The following is a 16,066-nucleotide window of genomic DNA, read 5'->3' as shown; positions in this document are numbered from 1 at the left end:
GCCTCAGTGATATGCCAGGGTGCGTTGCAGTGCTTCTATGATGCGCCGCTGGCTGGGAAAGTACTCCCATTCAAAGGCGTGCGGATAGGGAGTGTCCCAGCCGGTCACCCGCTCGATGGGAGCGCGCAACTGCCAGAAGCAGTTCTCCTGTACCTCTGCCACCAGTTCCGCCCCGTAGCCGCTGGTGCGGGTGGCCTCATGGATGATCACGCAGCGGCCGGTTTTCTGTACCGACTCCGCGACGGCCTCGATGTCCAGAGGCAGCAGGCTGCGCAGGTCCAGCAGTTCTGCATCTATGCCGCTGGCGCGGATGGCCGCGGCGGCGACGTGCACCATGGTGCCATAGGCGAGCACCGTCACCTGGCTGCCCGCGCGGATGGTCGCCGCCTTGCCCAGCGGGATGCGGTAGTGTCCGGCTGGCACCTGACCCAGCGGGTGTTCACTCCAACTGCCACTGCCGCCATTATTGTCGTGGCCATGGAAAGGGCCATTGTAGATGCGCTTGGGCTCGAAGAACATCACCGGATCGTCATCCTCGATCGCACTGATCAGCAAGCCCTTGGCGTCATAGGGACTGGAGGGCATCACGGTTTTCAGGCCGCAGACATGGGTGAATATGCCCTCGGGGCTCTGGGAATGGGTCTGTCCGCCGCGGATGCCTCCGCCACAGGGCGCGCGGATGGTGACCGGCGCGAAGTACTCGCCGCCGCTGCGATGGCGCAGCCGCGCCAGCTCGCTGATGATCTGGTCGATGGCCGGATAGATGTAGTCGGCAAACTGCATCTCGACCACGGGACGCAGGCCGTTTACCCCCATACCGATGGCCGCGGCGACGATGCCACCTTCGGTGATCGGCGTGTCCAGGGCGCGGTGGGGGCCATATTTGTCATACAGGCCTTCGGTGCAGCGGAATACGCCGCCGAAAAACCCCACATCTTGCCCCATGACCAGCACTGTGGGGTCGGCTGCCATGGTGCAATCCAGCGCCGAGTTGATCGCCTGCACCATGCTCATTGTCAGCTTGTCGGAATCGGCCGGGGCCGTTGCGTCATCCGCGTTGTCGGCTGCTGGCCTGGAGGGTGAACTCATGTCTCGTCCTCCAGTTGCTGCCGCTGGCGCAGCAGGTGAGCGGGCATGTGCTGGAACACATCGTCGAACATGGTGGCCACTGGCCAGTGCGGCCCGTCTTCGAGTGAGCCGTGTGACAGGGCCTGCTTCCAGGCGTCGGTGATGGACTGTTTCAGTTCAGCCTCCAGCTCCTGCTGCTGTTGTTCGCTCCACACGCCGCGGCCGATCAGGTGCTGCTTGAGCCGCGTCACCGGATCGCCCAGCGGCCAGGCATCGCCTTCGCCCTGGGCACGGTAGGCATCGGGATTGTCGCTGGTGGAATGGCCGGCTACCCGGTAGGTCAGCAACTCGATCACGGTCGGCCCCAGGCCCTGCCGCGCGCGCAGGGCGGCCCACTCGGTCACCGCGTACACCGCGAGGAAATCATTGCCGTCTACCCTTATGCCGGGAATGTTGTAGCCCAGGGCCCGGGCGGCAAACGTAGTGCCGGTAGCGGCGAAGGCCTGCGGTGTGGATATCGCCCACTGGTTGTTGACGATATTGAGAATGACGGGTGCCCGGTAGGTCGCGGCGAACAACATTGCGTTGTGCACATCGGCTTCCGCAGTGCTGCCGTCTCCGACCCAGGTGGTGGCGATGTGGTCCTCGCCTTTGTAGGCGGAGGCCATGGCCCAGCCCACGGCCTGGCTGTACTGGGTGGCGAGGTTGCCGGAAATGCTGAAGAAGTTGCCGTCCTTCCAGGTGTAGAACACCGGCATCTGGCGGCCCTTGCAGTTGTCCCGCGCATTGGAGATGCAGTGACACATCATGTCGACTACATCGCGGCCGCGCACAAACAGCAGACCCTGCTGGCGGTAGGCGGGAAACAGCATGTCGCCACCTCGCAGCGCCATGCCCTGGGCCACCGCCACCGCCTCTTCGCCGGTGGACTTGATGTAGAACGAGAGCTGGCCCTGGCGCTGCATGCGGAACATGCGATCGTCGTAGGCACGCACGTGCAGCATGTGGCGCAGGCCCTGCAGCAGCTGCTCGTCCGACAGCTCGGGTTGCCAGGGACCGCCGGCCTCGCCCTGATCGTCCAGCACCCGCACCAGGCCGCGGGCGAGAGGCACGGTATCGCCGGCTTCGCAGTCGGTCGCCGGCTGGAAGGACCCGGTCTCGCTGACCAGCTTCAGGGCGCTGAAATCAGGGGTCTCGCCGGGGCGGGAAGAGCCTGTCGGCACATACAACTTGCTGGCGAACGCGCCGGCGGGACCGGCGGTAGGCGTAGGCATAATACACTCCTGTGCCTCCGGCTGCCGCATTTGTGAGGGCCGCCGGGGCGTCTGCGCTGGCACCGGGTTACGGTGCGTGACTGTTTGTCTGGACTGCGGGTGGATCACACCCCAGCTCCTTCTTCCGGGCACGCGATAGCCGCCCCCGGCAGAGAAGAAATATAGCTCAGGCGGCGGGAATTAACTATGCGTTGATGCGCGTCATTGCAGGATGTTTTGGATGATTTATGCCAGATGGCGCAGGCAGCTCTGGGCAGGAGGCACCAGATCAATCACTTTTATGCGCAGATCGCGCAATTCTGCGCTACGTCGTCATCTGGTTGAAGTCCAGCGGCAGCTCGGTGGTAAGCTTGATTCGCGATAGCGCCGCGTTGGAGTGGATTTCCTGTACTGTCGGCATCTGCGACAGCTTTTGCCGGAACAGGGTCTCATAGGTGTCGATGTCCCGGGTGACGATCTTCAGCAGGAAGTCGTAGTCTCCCATCACGGTGTGGCATTCCAGCACTTCCGGCAGCTCGCGGATCTGTTCCTCGAACTCCGGCAGCGAGCGCTTGCCGTGGGCGGACAGCTTGACCCGCGCGAAGACGGTGACGTTCAGGCCCAGTTTGCGCTGGTCCAGCAGCGCAACCCGTTTCTGGATGATGCCCAGATCCTCGAGGCGCTTGATCCGGCGCCAGCAGGGGGGCTGGGTGAGCCCGACTTTGTCCGCGATCTCGGCGGCGCTGAGACCGGCGTCGCGCTGCAGCAGGTAGAGGATGTGACGATCCATCTTGTCCAGTTTGTCCCGCATTATTATTTCCGTTGCCTGTGGGTTTGCGTATGGATCATACGATATTAGGCGTTGCGGCGGAACAATTGGGACATGATTGGGCCAGGGAGACGGTACATAATGCGGTCGGCCTGCAGAAATAACAGCGATAGCCCGACTCGGCTAACAAAATCGGACACTTTTCGATCCGATCAATCCACCAGATCGTCACCTATGTCGATCGAAGGACGGCTTGAGGTTTTTGCTGCGGATCGCGCCGCGGTCGGAGAAATACCCGTTATACGCTTGAAGGCAGTGGCGAAATTGCTGGGATGTTCATAACCGACGTCAAAGGCGATTTGCGTAATGCTCATCTCGCTGTCTCTCAAAAGGTCGAGCGCGTGACTCATTCGTAGTTTTTGGGTCAGCTCGTAAATCGTCAAGCCGAACAGGCTTTTAAAGCCCACACAGAGCTTTGGCTCATTGACGCCGACGCGACGCGCAATTTCCTTGATCGTCAAAGGATTGATGTAATGGGCGCTGATCAGCTCATGAGCTTCCCGAAGACGGCGAATATCTCGTGCGGAGATTTGGTGGCGTTGAGAGGCCGGTCGTGCCATGCCGTGTAAAATTTCAAACGAATAGGAGAGGAGCTCCAGGGCCTTGGCTTCGACATAGAGATGCTGCACGGATCGGTCGATGTTGCATTCCAAAAGCGCTCGCGCCGCCATAGCCATTTCTGCCTTCAGAGGCATCGCCGCCAAATAAAAATCGCAGGCCTGACCGGTAAGAAACCTTGAAATTTCAGGTGGATTCAAAGTGGGGTCGATGCGATAAATATCGTTCAGCATTTGTTGATTGCAAATCAAAGTAACGGATTCGTGACTGCCCCCGACGTCAGATCTGTAATGTCTTTTTTCAGCATCGTTCGGGTGGATCAAAATACCGAAAGTTGAAGAATCGATGGTCTGCTCGATTGTTTTCTGGGATTTGATGCGGCTTTGTCCGGACAGCCTGATATGAAGCTGAAGGAAGTCATCGCCGCCGTAACTTTCGTGGAATCCCCTGTCCAGATCGAATTTTTCATAAGCGATCAACAAACCGGATGGGAGCTGTTGTTGCTTTCCCCATCCCCGAGCGGAGGGATGCAGGGCAAGGGGCGTTTCCGTGAAGACGGGGGGAACGGTCTCACAGCTGGCCAGCACCATATGACCGCTTTGATTTGCCCCGCCCATCGGCGCCCCCTCTTTTTCTCTGGATGACTAGGTGATACAGCCATCACAGTTGAATATCGAATGATATCCAAGTTAATCGCAACAAGCAAACTACGGTGGTTGAACGGCAAAAAAAGCCGATTGAGGTTCTCCCAATCGGCTCTGCCGGCATATTGACTGTGAAAATAGCCTACATTCTATATCGTGCCGTTACTCCGATCGTCCGGGGACGTCCGACGGTTTCCCGGCCATCGGGAAATTCCGGATCGCTCAGCAAGATAACCGTCTTGTCGAAGGCGTTTTTCACGAATGCTTCGATCGACCAAGAGGCGACGGTGATCCCAGCCCGGAAGTCGAACAGTATATAATCACCTGATTCACCACTTCCGAGGCGCGCGTTTGTAAAGCTGTTGTAGTAACCGCCGACATAGCTCGCGTCGCTGCGAACGAAAGCATCGATATGATCTCTCAATGCGAAGTCATACTGGATCCCACCATGCAGGTTATATTTGGGAAGCCCGGGCAGTCGATCGCCCTTCCGCCCTTCCAGCCCGGATTCAGGGATAGTGTCCTCCTCCAGAACGGCATTGATCCAGGACGCGCTGAGGTCGATCGACCAATCGTCGGTCAGGGCGGCGATCAATTCGACCTCGACCCCTTTACTCGACGCTTTGCCGGCATTGGATGCGGTTTGGAATCCGCAGGTGGGCATGACGATGTTGGTCTGAATATCTCTCCAATCGATCTTGAAAGCGGCCGTATTCAGAGTGACGCGGCCATCGGCCAGACGCGCTTTCGCTCCCGCTTCATAGCTCCATATGGAATCGGATTCAGTTGATTCCGGTGCTGCGGACAGGCCCAGATTAGCGAGATCGGCATCGCATAAGCTCGGCAGTCTCTGGTTGGTGCCACCGATACGGAAGCCCTTCGCGGCTTGCGTATAATAGCTAATATCGTCGTTTTGCGCGTATTTGAAATGAAATTTGGGCGTGAATGTTTTTTCCGACATCATCACGCTGTCCTCAACCGCATCGCCTTCGAGAAGCGAGGCTTCATGGCTGCGATCGACGGTCTGATTATATTTCATCATTCGCCCGCCCACAGTGGCGGTCAGGCGTTGGGTGATGGCGTAGGAGATCTCGCCAAAGGCCGCAATTTGTTCAGTTTCGGGCCTGGTCACGCTGCGCACCCAAGGAAAAGGATCGTCGTTCGGCCCCAGAACCGGCGCGCCAAGCAGGAGATTCTGGAAGCGGCGCTCGGCATCAACGGTGGTCCCGCTGAAATGACCGTTTTGGCGCATCTTCCCCTCCTCCAGAGAATAGTAGACACCGCCGATCCACTGAAATGGACTTTCGGATTGCGAGGACATGCGAAATTCTTGAGAGAAGAAATTCCCGTTCTGGTTGTCGAGCAACGCCGCCGGAATCCCAAAAAATCCAAAAATATCCCGTGTTTGCTTGGTCGACCGCTCGAGATAGGACGTTGTCGAGAAGAAATTAAACATGTCCGCATCATAGGATATGTCGATATTGGCAATCTTCATGCGATCGCCCAATTTTTCTTGTGCATATCTCTTCTGGACGAATTTTCCGGCTTGTACGGGGTTATGTTCCTGCAAGGCGTCGGCTTCGGTATCTTGGTAAAATACCATGGTGGTCAGGGCCAGGCGTTCAGTGGCTTGCAGTTTCGCGGATACCCGCATTCCCGTTACGGTCACCTCGTTGACGTCTTTTTTGCTGAAATTCGGAACATCGAATTCCGGGATAGGTGTAACCGCGTTATCGACGAAACCGGCGTCGAGGTAATGGTAGGCAGCGGCACGCACAGCCAGTTTGCCCTCAATGAGCGGGATATTGACCGCGCCCCCGAAATCAGAGCCGAGCTGTTTGCTATGTGCGGTCGTGTTCAGGCTCGCCTGAGCGAGAACTTCATGTTCGTATAAATCGGGTTGTGCCGGCAGAATACGCACCGTACCACCCATGGAGCCCGCTCCGTAGAGCGTGCCCTGCGGTCCGCGCAAGACTTCCACCCGCTCGATATCGAACAACTTGATGTTGGGGCTGCTTTGCTGGGTGGTCGGCAGCACCGAGACCAGAACCTCGCCGAAATAAGTCGCGACAGTTGGCGTTTCCGCAGGATCGGCGCCCGAGGAAATACCCCGAATGACGATCTTGTTACGGCCGGCGCCACGATCCTGAAAGGCGACTCCCGGAATCATCGGAAGATAGTCGTTGAATTCCGCCAGTCCCCGCTTTTCCATGGTGTCGGTGGCGATAGCCGAAATCGCCAAGGGCACATCCTGCAGGCTTTCAGACCTCTTCGTCGCGGTTACGGTTATTTCTTCCAAGTAGGTTTGCGCATTGAGCGGCAAAGGCTGCACGAAATAGAGCGCAGGCAGGATCGAAGCGATAATCCGAGTACGACGCATACAGGTCCCCTTCAAATATTTTAATTTCTAGGTTACCCGCAGAATAAGGGACCATATCCATTTTTTCCTATTCATGCACTAGAAAACGCTATTCGTTTCTTATGAAAAGCGCTTATAAGTGTGCGTGTTTCGAAAACGCGTGTTTTGAATATATGAACACGCATTTCTAATGCTTACAAATACGGCCCCACGGGATGGCTGCTATGATAGAAGCCTCCTAATGTATTGTGCCGACAGAGTGGGAGTAATAATGAGCAGAATAGCCATTTTCGCAACGGTCGTGTTGTGGGTGACAGGCGCCTTGGCAAAGCCTGGACACGAAACCCGAGAATCCGGTTTTCTGCATCAAGGACCGATTTTCATTAAGAATATCAGAATAATCGACGGCCGCGGCAATGCGCCACTGGAAGGCTATGACATCGCCATCGTCGATGGAAAAATTGAGCAAATTGGTCGCCATGGTAGCGTTCAGGCGCGCCTTGACGCGTATGTCATTTCGGGGGAGGGGCGAACGGTCCTGCCCGGTCTAATCGACGGACATTCCCATCTGACGGTCAATCCCTCCGGCGCTACCTACAAGCCACTGGAGATCGGGCGGGTCTTGAAAGCCAATCTCTATGCCGGGGTCACCACCATATGCGATTTGGGCAGTGAGCTGGTTATTGCCACGGATTTACGCGATGCCATCAACGATGGGCATCTTCTCGGTCCGACCATTCATACGGTTGGCGACATTTTCGAAGAGCCATCGGAACGGGATGATTTTCTGAATGCCCCTGCGCTCAGTCGCATGGCCGATTATATCAATCTGCTTGACCTCCATCAGGAGCGCGGCGTCGACCGGATCAAGGCTTATGTCATGATCCCCTTGATCCGGATGCAGCAACTGGCCACCGAAGCGCACAAGCGGGATATGCGCCTGGTGGTCGATGTCGGCGCCTGGATCGGCACCACAGCTTATGTGCGGGCGGGAATCGATGGTTGGGCCCATGTCGCCTTCACCCATCCTCTGTCCGATGAAGAGGTCGAGGAGGCGAAGAAGCAGGGTATCTGGGCGATAGGCACCAACGCTATCGTCCGCCAATTGTTTCGCCGCACCAATCGGATCCTGACCGAAGGTGTCACCGTGCTCGATAGCCCGCTGGTCGCCAACCTTTACGGGGAAGACGAGTTGACGGCCATGCGCGCGCCCGAGTATACCACGGCGATTATCGACGGTTTTGTCGAAGCCGGCCACCATGGTTATGGCAAGGCCTTCTTTGAGAACAGCGAGGAAACCTGGCCCGAGAACGGTATCGCCAACACCAAGCGCTTGATCGAAGCCGGAACACTGGTTGGCCTCGGTACCGATCCGCTGTTTCCCGGGATGTTCCATGGTGAAGCAATGCATTATGAAATGGAGGTCTGGACCCGCGGCCAAGTCCCAAACTTGGCGGTCATCCAAAGCGCGACCTACAATAATGCGGTCATTCTACAGATAGAAAACCAGGTTGGTTCGATCCAGAAAAACTTGACCGCCGATCTGTTGATTGTCGAGGGTAATCCTGCCGACCAGATCACCGATACCAGAAACATCGTTGCGGTGATTAAAGGCGGCAAGGTGATCGACCGCACCGCCCTTGAATATCGGTAGCTTTTGTGGAAGACACATCTATGTGGACCTATATCATTATCGGCGGGGGTTCGGCTGGTTGTGTGCTCGCCAATCGCTTATCCGAAAACCCACAGAACAAAGTGCTGCTGCTGGAGGCCGGGCGGGCCGGGCGGCTCCCTGTCGTAACCGCGCCCGGGGGCGTCATGTATCTCGAAGGCAATCCCTATTTCGACTGGTGCTACGATATGGAGCCCGATCCGACCTGCGGCGACCGGACCGAGGCGCTTGGCGGCGGAAAACTGCTCGGCGGCAGCAGTTCGATCAATGGTATGATGTATATTCGCGGCAATCCCCAAGATTACGATCGTTGGGAGCGGCTGGGCAATCCCGGCTGGTCCTATGCTGATGTCCTGCCCTATTTTAAGAAATCGGAGAAAACCACCATCGGCAGCGATGCCTATCACGGCCGCGACGGTCCGCTTGGGGTCGAATATGCCAATCCCATGCTTCAAGCGTCCGAGGTGTTTATTGAGGCCGCAGTCGAGGCCGGCATTCCCCACAACCCGGATATCAATGGCGAGCGCCAAGAGGGCGTCGGCCGAACACCATGCACCACCTATAAAGGAATCCGGCAAAGCACGGAGATTACCTATCTGCGTCCAGCCTTAAAACGCTCCAATCTGACGGTTCTGACCCAGGCGTTCGTTAAGCGCATTTTGTTCGAGAAGCAAAAGGCGGTCGGAGTCGAATTTGAGAAAGGCGGCACGTCTCAGCAGCAATTCGCGATCAACGAGATCATCGTCAGCGGTGGGGCTGTCCGGTCGCCACAAATTCTCATGTTATCCGGGATCGGCCCCCGCGATCAGTTGGAGGAATTCGCAATCCCCGTGGTGCAGGATAGTCCGGGCGTCGGCCTCAATCATATGGAGCATCCGGCCGTCTATGTCACATATCATATGGCATTGCCGAGCTGGAATCGGGAAATGTCGCTGTGGAACCAAGCTATTCATGGTTTGAATTGGCTGTTCTTCAAAAAGGGTCCGGCGAATTCGGGAATGTCTCAGGCGGTCGCTTTCCTGCGCTCCGACAACAGCTTGTGCGCGCCTGATATTCAGCTGACCTTTGCCCCGGTTGGGTTGGAGATCGGCGACAATGGCAAGCTCCTGATACCGGATAGAGACCTGGTCATGGTTGTAGTCAATGCGTGCCAACCCGAGGGGAGAGGCAGAATAACCCTCGCATCGAGCAATGCGCAAGATTATCCGCTCATTTATCCCGAACTCCTCAAGGGAAGCAAAACCATGGCGACGATGCTTAAGGGGGTCGAATGTGTGCGGGATATTTTCGCCCGACCGGCCATAGCCCCCTATGTCATATCCGAAGTGGCGCCCGGCGTCGCGCGGCAGTCCCAGGAAGATCTGACGGCATGGGTGAGATCAGCGACCTATGACACCGTTCATCCTTCGGGCACATGTAAAATGGGGAATGACGACGCGGCCGTGGTCGATGAGCGTCTCAGAGTCAGGGGAGTGGCCGGCTTGCGGGTCGTTGACGCGTCAATCATGCCGCTGATTACGTCGGGCAATACCAATGCTCCGACGATGATGATCGGCGAAAAAGGGGCGGCAATGATCATGGAGGACAATCGATAGCGGGTGCACCTAAAGCGACAAGAGGAGAGAGTTGGTGTCCTATTGTCGCCCTGAATTACCCGAAGGAGAAAAAGGCGGATTTTCGGATCATCATATTTTCGAGGCCGGAAAGTCCGCCGTCGGTGCCAAAGCCGGACTGTTTATAAGGTTCGGCGGCAAGGCTGAAAAGCGGCTCTTCCGCCAAGTTATTTGATCCGTTGACGCGAACCATGCCCGCTTTTATGGCTTTGACCCAGATATTCGCCGTCGCAAAATCGGTGGTCCAAAGCGTCGCCGATAAACCATAATCGCTGTCATTGGCGAGCGTTATGGCTTCGTCCGAGGTGGTGAAGGGCTGTGCCGTCAGAACCGGCCCGAATATTTCTTCACGGGCGATGGAAATCGAGGAGTCGCGGGTGCTGAATACGGTCGGTGCGACGAATTCTCCGCTGTCAGGTAGGACAACATCATTGCCATAAAGCTGCTCCGCTCCAGCATTTCGGCCGCTCTCGATATAAGCTTCGACAATTCTGCGCTGGCCCGCACTGACCAGAGGGCCGAAATTGGTTTCAGGGTCGAGCGGATCGCCCGGGGTCCAGGCCCGACAGGCCGCGACAATTTTATCCATCAATTCATCGAAAATCCCCGCATGAACAAAAAGGCGCGTTTTCGCCGTGCAAACCTGTCCCTGGTTCCACATAACTTCCTGCACGATGGTTTGTGCTATGACCTCGAGATCGAGATGTTTGGCGTCATCCATCACGATGGTGGGGGATTTTCCGCCGCATTCCAGCACGACTTTTTTCAAGCCGGACCTGGCGGCCGTCGCCATCACCGCCGCGCCGGTTTTGGTCGAGCCAGTGAAGCTGATCATATCTACAGCAGGATTGCCGGCGAGCAAGCGGCCGGTTTCGCCGTCGCCCGTCACGACGCTAAGCGCTTCTGCAGGCCACCCGCTGGCGACGCTCATTTCGGCCATTTTCAACGCAGAACTCAAGGCCAATTCCGATGGCTTCAGGATGCAAGCATTACCTGTCGCTATCGCCGCGCCAATTTTAGCCGCGCATTGGATCGTCGGAAAATTCCAAGGAATGATTGCCGCTACGACGCCCCGGGGTTCGAGTAATTCGAACGCGAACGCTCCAGGTATGGTCGTGGATGTCCTGCCGTATAATTTATCCCCCGCCTCGGCGCAAAAGCGCAAAATGTCGACGGCTATTTGCACTTCCATCAAGGCAAAGGAAATCGGCTTACCAACTTCGAGGCTATCGTAAAGAGCAAAAGTGGGGGCGTCCTTGTTTATTCGGTCGGCAAGATCATAGAGAATTTGCTTGGGCTTATTCGACCCGAGCCGTTCTATCATGCCTGTGTTGAATGCGCTTTGCGCCAAGCGGGCAGCCAGATCGATTTCGGGCTGACGGCAATTCAGGACGGCGCGGCCACCAGTGGGCTTATAGGGGTTGATGATTCGAAAAAAGTCACCGGATGAGGGGGTGACATAAGCGCCATTGATGAAAGCGGTATTTTTAAAGACGAGGCTGTCTGCGTTCGACTGCCAATTGGTTTCTGTGGGAATGCCCATAAATATTACAGCTCCATTGAAAACGGACAGCATTGTCGCGCCTTCTCAGAGCCTAGGGAGGCAGCCCCGGAAATGCATTTGCGAGCCTTATAAAGGTTTATTGTATCTTTATTATACGGTCTATTTTTTTCGGAAGCCCGTCGAGGAGGAAACTTGGTGTTGCCAGCAGACACCACCGGAGAGTTGCCTCCAACCAAATTGGCCGATGTACTTTCGTCAAGTCGTATTGCCGGGTTGCCTTCCTGTCGACAGCATTGTTGTCCTGGTGAGGGGTTGCCCGTCGTTGGCGCAGATGATCAGTATTTTGCAGGGAGTGGAACCTTTCGCTATATAGGCGTGTCCCATCCTGCTATCAAAGAATATGGACTCGTCCTTGCGAAGGTGGACGGGAGAATAAATGTCCGTATAAAGCAGGAGTTCTCCCTCCAGTACGTAGACGAACTCATCGCCATCGTGGCGGTGATAATCGCCAAAGTCAGCAAGGGACTGGGCCTTTATGGTTGCGGCAACCGGGATAAACTGTTTCTCAAGGAGATCGTGGGAATGATACCTGTACTCACCGTAGGGGGATGGCACGACACTTTCCTCCCCGCGCCGCGTAATGCTGCGGCGGCCCGGAGTGCCTGAAGGGTCCGTACTCCTTTCAAAGCCCAGAACGTCGGTTACATGTACATCCAGTGCTACGCCGATACAAGCCACACGATCTACCGTGAGCGGGCTCTTGCCGTTTTCTATTTTGGAAAGGGTGGACACCGGAATTCCCGAACGCGCACTCACCAGGGACAGTGTCAGACCGAGTTCTTGCCGGATTTTCTTGATAGCAGCCCCTGAGCTGTCCTTCCCCGGATTCTCAAGCGTCTTTTTGTTCATTGGCCAGCCCTGATATTGGGTTGAAGTTCGCATTCTGCTGTATGGGCTCCCCTTGTTGAGGAAGCAGTGCGACTATCCGATTCTAATCTTTTTCGTTTAAGAAAATCAAGAAAATACCGGCCCGGGACAGCAATTGGCGACCCTCATCGCTGGCTCAGGATGCCCGGATGGCGGTGAAAGCGGCCTGCCTGTGGCAAAGGGATTCCCGATTTTCCCATGAATATCTGTTAAGAGAAAATATTTCTTTACTTCTCCATTTGTGCAATTCAAGATGCATCCTTGACTGATGTCTGGAAGGGTATGGATATGTCTGTGTGGAGTTCCGGAGAGTTCGATGACCACGAACACATTAATTTTATCAGCGACCCGGAAACGGGGCTGCGCGCTATCGTGGCAATCCACTCTTCAGTATTGGGTCCTGCTGTAGGTGGAACGCGCTTCAAGGCCTATGCAAATGAGCAGTTGGCAGTCGACGATGCGCTCAGGTTGTCTCGCGCGATGTCATTCAAATGTGCGTTGGCAGGGCTGCCAACTGGTGGCGGCAAAGCCGTCATTATCGGTGATCCAGACAAGATCAAGAGCAGGGCGTTACTCCACGCCTACGGTCGTTTTCTCAACCGTATCGGCCCCCAGTTCTATACAGGCGAAGACGTGGGAATGCCCAATTCAGACCTCAGGATCGTGGGCGAGGTAAACCAGAGTCTGGCGAGTGTCACGGGAGAAGCGGGCGATCCTTCAGTGCATACTGCCATTGGTGTAATGCATGGGCTGCAGGCAGTGCTTGAGCACAGCCTGCAGCGCGAAAGTTTTGACGGTGTGCGCGTGGCGGTTCAGGGACTTGGGGCGGTCGGCTGGCGGGTCGCGGAAAAGCTCCATGAAGCGGGAGCCAGGCTTACGGTCTGTGATGTCCGTCATGATGTCGTAACAAAAGCAGTAGAGCTGTTCGGAGCTGCCGTGGCATCCCCAGACCGAATTCACGCTGCAGATGTGGATATCTATGTGCCCTGTGCCCTCGGTGGCGTGATTACGCAGACTACTGCCTGCGAGATTCAGGCAAAGGCAGTTGCAGGCGCAGCCAACAACCAGCTCGCCTGCGCTGAAGCGGGGCAAATGCTGATGAGCAGAAATATCCTGTACGCACCCGACTATGTAATGAATGCAGGTGGAGTCATCAGCGGTCTGAACGAGATCTGCCGTATGCAAGGCTCTTCAGACAAAGTCTTCCCGCCATTGGCCGACCGATTGGTGGCTATTTACACCCGCTTGCAAGGTATTTTCGAGGATGTGCAGCGTGAGGGTCTGGCTCCGGAGGTGGTGGCGGAGCGGACTGCAAGAGCAATCATTGCGCGTACGTACAATGCGGCCCACGAGGCGACAGCATTGTAGGTATGGCCAGGTGAAAAAATTTATACAATTCAACGTAAGGGGTATCGCATGACTATACCGAATGAGAATAAAAGCCGGCAGCCTGGCGAATTTCGCAAGGTTTCGCTTATAGCGTTGACGGGAATGGGCGCTTTGCTTGGGCAGTCCGCGCTGGTCTCGGCACAAGAGAATGCCGGGGCAAGTAGTTTCATGATCGAGGAGGTCGTCGTAACGGCGACTCGCAGGGAAGAAAAATTGACCGACGTGCCTCTCAGCATCCAGGCACTGGGGGGAGATGCACTGGAGAGGCAGGGGGCGGTAAACTTTGCTGACTACGCTCGGGGGATTGCCGGCGTTGCATTTGTAGATAACGGCCCGGGCCGCTCGCAGATTTTCATGCGGGGAGTTTCAACCGGCGTGGATGTCGATACGGGCAAGGAGTCTACGGTTGGTGTGTACATTGATGAAGTGCCTGTTAGCGAGGGTTCATCCCAGCCCGATCTAAGGCTCTATGACATTGATCGCGTCGAGGTACTAAGAGGGCCACAGGGTACCGTATACGGCAGCGGGTCGCTGGGCGGAACGGTGCGTGTCCTGACGAAGAAGCCGGTGCTGGGAGAGCTGAGCGGCAACGTTTCTGCTCAAGCGAGTACCACTCGCCACGGTGGAGAAAACGAAGCGATCAACGGCGTGATCAACATACCGGTTTCCGAAGACCTGGCAGTACGCGTTGTTGGCTACGGTATTCACAACGATGGATTCATTGAGAATGGCTTTACCGGTGAAGAGAAGATTGATGACGAGCATACGAGCGGAGCACGTATTGCGGCACTGTATATTCCCAACGACAAGCTGGATGCAACGCTGACCACCATCTACCAGAAGAGCAAGTACGGTTCATACACTCGCGCCGCGGATAACGTTTCTGAGCTGGTACTTTTACAGAGTGCACCTGAACCCTTTCGAGACCGCTTGGGCACCGTCAACCTGACGCTGAATCTGGATATGGATTTCGCGACATTGACTTCTTCAACGTCCTATTTTGATCGTAGCCGCTATTTTGAAAACGATATCGACTATTTTCTGGAACTGGGTTTTGGTCTGCCTCGCGGCGAGTCGCAACTGGACTATGATGCAGAAACCATATCGCAAGAGTTGCGTTTGACGTCGAACGGTGATGGCGCTTTGCAATGGCTGGTGGGCGGTTTCTATCTTGATCGGGAAGACGATTTCCGGCAGACAATCAACCCTCTCGGGACAGGGTCGGTACCCACTCCGGGCCTCAATCTGTACTATTCGGAAACGCTTGCGGACATTGAGCAGCTCGCAGGTTTCACCGAGGTCAACTATGAAATCCGGGAGGGCCTGATCGCCACTGTCGGCGGCAGGGTTTCGCGGACCAAGCGAGATGTCGACACTATGACTGACGGGGCGGTATCCGGAGGGATACCGACTGTAGTGGCCGGTGATTTTACAGAAACCTCGGTTACGCCGAAGTTCAATCTGTCCTATGCGTTAAGCGAATACACTCTGCTGTATACCCAGGTCACCAAGGGGTTCCGGGTAGGTGGCGTCAACCCTGGGCTGCCTCCCTGCAGTGCGCTCTGTACGGTTGATGTTGACGATACCTTTGACTCCGATTCATTGTGGAACTATGAGTTGGGCCTGAAACAACAATCGGAGGATGGCCGGTTTACAATGGCGGCTGCCATCTTCTGGATCGAATGGGAGGATATTCAACTCAACGTCAATCGTGGCGATGGATTCAACGGTGTCCTGAACGCAGGCTCAGCGCGCAGCAGGGGTGTGGAACTGGAGTTTAGTGGCCGCAGCAACGAGCATTTTCACTTCGGAGGCCAGGTCACATACACAGATGCCGATTTACGTTCTTTGAGCGATGGCATCATCGGCTTCGTGGATTCGGGTGAGCGCCTCCCGGGCGTGCCGCAATTGAGTGCTTCTGTCAATGCTGAGCTGGGTACGCAGTTGGGGGATCTCGGTTGGTTGTATGTCCGTGGAGATATTCAGTATGTCGGTGACAGAAAGGCTGCGCTGACCAGTGATCCAGAGACTCTGGACTCCTACACAATCTCCAGTTTGAGAGTAGGGTTGGACCTGGACACCTGGTCTGCGGCGATTTTTGCCGACAATCTGACTGACGAGCGCGCCGAGCTGGATTTTGTGAGCAACAGCGGACTGCGCGACGGAGTGCCGGTGACGTTCAACAGGTACACTGTTAACGTGCCGCGGACGATCGGCATTCGTCTTTCCAAGCACTTTTGACCTTTGGAG

Annotated in this window: 11 protein-coding genes; 4 read left to right on the top strand and 7 right to left on the bottom strand. The window is 56.1% G+C overall.

Annotated elements, in window-relative coordinates:
• Positions 1 to 3 precede the first annotated feature (3 nt).
• The 5 genes from G3T16_RS03545 to G3T16_RS03525 all read right to left on the bottom strand — a co-directional run bounded on the left by G3T16_RS03545 (position 4) and on the right by G3T16_RS03525 (position 6,732).
• Positions 4 to 1,089 carry an alpha-ketoacid dehydrogenase subunit beta gene (locus tag G3T16_RS03545; protein WP_197911871.1) on the bottom strand — a complete coding sequence of 362 codons (1,086 nt, stop codon included), beginning with the start codon at positions 1,087 to 1,089 and terminating at the stop codon, positions 4 to 6.
• Positions 1,086 to 2,342: a thiamine pyrophosphate-dependent enzyme gene (locus tag G3T16_RS03540; RefSeq protein ID WP_163493859.1), complete on the bottom strand. Its 1,257-nt coding sequence runs from the start codon at positions 2,340 to 2,342 to the stop codon at positions 1,086 to 1,088. The genes G3T16_RS03545 and G3T16_RS03540 overlap by 4 nt, the downstream gene beginning before the upstream one ends.
• Positions 2,343 to 2,646: 304 nt before the next feature.
• Complete coding sequence (locus G3T16_RS03535) at positions 2,647 to 3,132, bottom strand: Lrp/AsnC family transcriptional regulator (RefSeq protein ID WP_163493858.1); 486 nt, start codon at positions 3,130 to 3,132, stop codon at positions 2,647 to 2,649.
• A 170-nt stretch (positions 3,133 to 3,302) separates the two neighbouring features.
• Positions 3,303 to 4,325 carry an AraC family transcriptional regulator gene (locus tag G3T16_RS03530; protein WP_163493857.1) on the bottom strand — a complete coding sequence of 341 codons (1,023 nt, stop codon included), beginning with the start codon at positions 4,323 to 4,325 and terminating at the stop codon, positions 3,303 to 3,305.
• Positions 4,326 to 4,494: 169 nt separating this feature from the next.
• The gene (locus tag G3T16_RS03525; RefSeq protein ID WP_163493856.1) at positions 4,495 to 6,732 is read right to left on the bottom strand and encodes a TonB-dependent receptor; all 2,238 of its coding nucleotides are present in this window, start codon (positions 6,730 to 6,732) and stop codon (positions 4,495 to 4,497) included.
• Positions 6,733 to 6,982: 250 nt separating this feature from the next.
• On the opposite strand from G3T16_RS03525, the gene G3T16_RS03520 reads away from it, so the two are divergent.
• Positions 6,983 to 8,365: an amidohydrolase family protein gene (locus G3T16_RS03520; protein WP_163493855.1), complete on the top strand. Its 1,383-nt coding sequence runs from the start codon at positions 6,983 to 6,985 to the stop codon at positions 8,363 to 8,365.
• Between the two features lie 20 nt (positions 8,366 to 8,385).
• On the top strand, positions 8,386 to 9,978 hold the full coding sequence (locus tag G3T16_RS03515) for a GMC family oxidoreductase (protein WP_163493854.1): 1,593 nt from the start codon (positions 8,386 to 8,388) through the stop codon (positions 9,976 to 9,978).
• A gap of 55 nt (positions 9,979 to 10,033) precedes the next feature.
• Here G3T16_RS03515 and G3T16_RS03510 read toward each other — a convergent pair whose 3' ends face one another.
• Positions 10,034 to 11,572, bottom strand: coding sequence for an aldehyde dehydrogenase family protein (locus G3T16_RS03510; RefSeq protein WP_163493853.1), 1,539 nt, complete (start codon positions 11,570 to 11,572; stop codon positions 10,034 to 10,036).
• A gap of 183 nt (positions 11,573 to 11,755) precedes the next feature.
• Entirely contained in the window at positions 11,756 to 12,409 is a 654-nt protein-coding gene (locus G3T16_RS03505; RefSeq protein WP_163493852.1) for a helix-turn-helix domain-containing protein, read from the bottom strand.
• Positions 12,410 to 12,688: 279 nt separating this feature from the next.
• Here G3T16_RS03505 and G3T16_RS03500 point away from each other — a divergent pair, with 279 nt between their 5' ends.
• Both G3T16_RS03500 and G3T16_RS03495 read left to right on the top strand, forming a co-directional pair.
• Positions 12,689 to 13,795 (top strand): Glu/Leu/Phe/Val family dehydrogenase, encoded by a 1,107-nt coding sequence (locus G3T16_RS03500; protein WP_163493851.1) that lies wholly within the window; start codon positions 12,689 to 12,691, stop codon positions 13,793 to 13,795.
• Between the two features lie 48 nt (positions 13,796 to 13,843).
• Positions 13,844 to 16,057, top strand: coding sequence for a TonB-dependent receptor (locus tag G3T16_RS03495; protein ID WP_163493850.1), 2,214 nt, complete (start codon positions 13,844 to 13,846; stop codon positions 16,055 to 16,057).
• Positions 16,058 to 16,066 lie beyond the last annotated feature (9 nt).

The sequence above is a fragment of the Kineobactrum salinum genome (assembly GCF_010669285.1).
In the GTDB taxonomy this organism is placed as follows: Bacteria; Pseudomonadota; Gammaproteobacteria; order Pseudomonadales; family Halieaceae; genus Kineobactrum; species Kineobactrum salinum.
The sequence above is the reverse complement of the archived record's forward strand: the minus strand, read 5'-3'. Positions and strand labels throughout refer to the sequence as shown.

Coding starts and splice junctions, on each gene's coding strand:
- G3T16_RS03545 (WP_197911871.1), bottom strand. CDS start 1,089: ATGAGTTCACCCTCCAGGCCAGCAGCCGACAACGCGGATGACGCAACG.
- G3T16_RS03540 (WP_163493859.1), bottom strand. CDS start 2,342: ATGCCTACGCCTACCGCCGGTCCCGCCGGCGCGTTCGCCAGCAAGTTG.
- G3T16_RS03535 (WP_163493858.1), bottom strand. CDS start 3,132: ATGCGGGACAAACTGGACAAGATGGATCGTCACATCCTCTACCTGCTG.
- G3T16_RS03530 (WP_163493857.1), bottom strand. CDS start 4,325: ATGGGCGGGGCAAATCAAAGCGGTCATATGGTGCTGGCCAGCTGTGAG.
- G3T16_RS03525 (WP_163493856.1), bottom strand. CDS start 6,732: ATGCGTCGTACTCGGATTATCGCTTCGATCCTGCCTGCGCTCTATTTC.
- G3T16_RS03520 (WP_163493855.1), top strand. CDS start 6,983: ATGAGCAGAATAGCCATTTTCGCAACGGTCGTGTTGTGGGTGACAGGC.
- G3T16_RS03515 (WP_163493854.1), top strand. CDS start 8,386: ATGTGGACCTATATCATTATCGGCGGGGGTTCGGCTGGTTGTGTGCTC.
- G3T16_RS03510 (WP_163493853.1), bottom strand. CDS start 11,572: ATGCTGTCCGTTTTCAATGGAGCTGTAATATTTATGGGCATTCCCACA.
- G3T16_RS03505 (WP_163493852.1), bottom strand. CDS start 12,409: ATGAACAAAAAGACGCTTGAGAATCCGGGGAAGGACAGCTCAGGGGCT.
- G3T16_RS03495 (WP_163493850.1), top strand. CDS start 13,844: ATGACTATACCGAATGAGAATAAAAGCCGGCAGCCTGGCGAATTTCGC.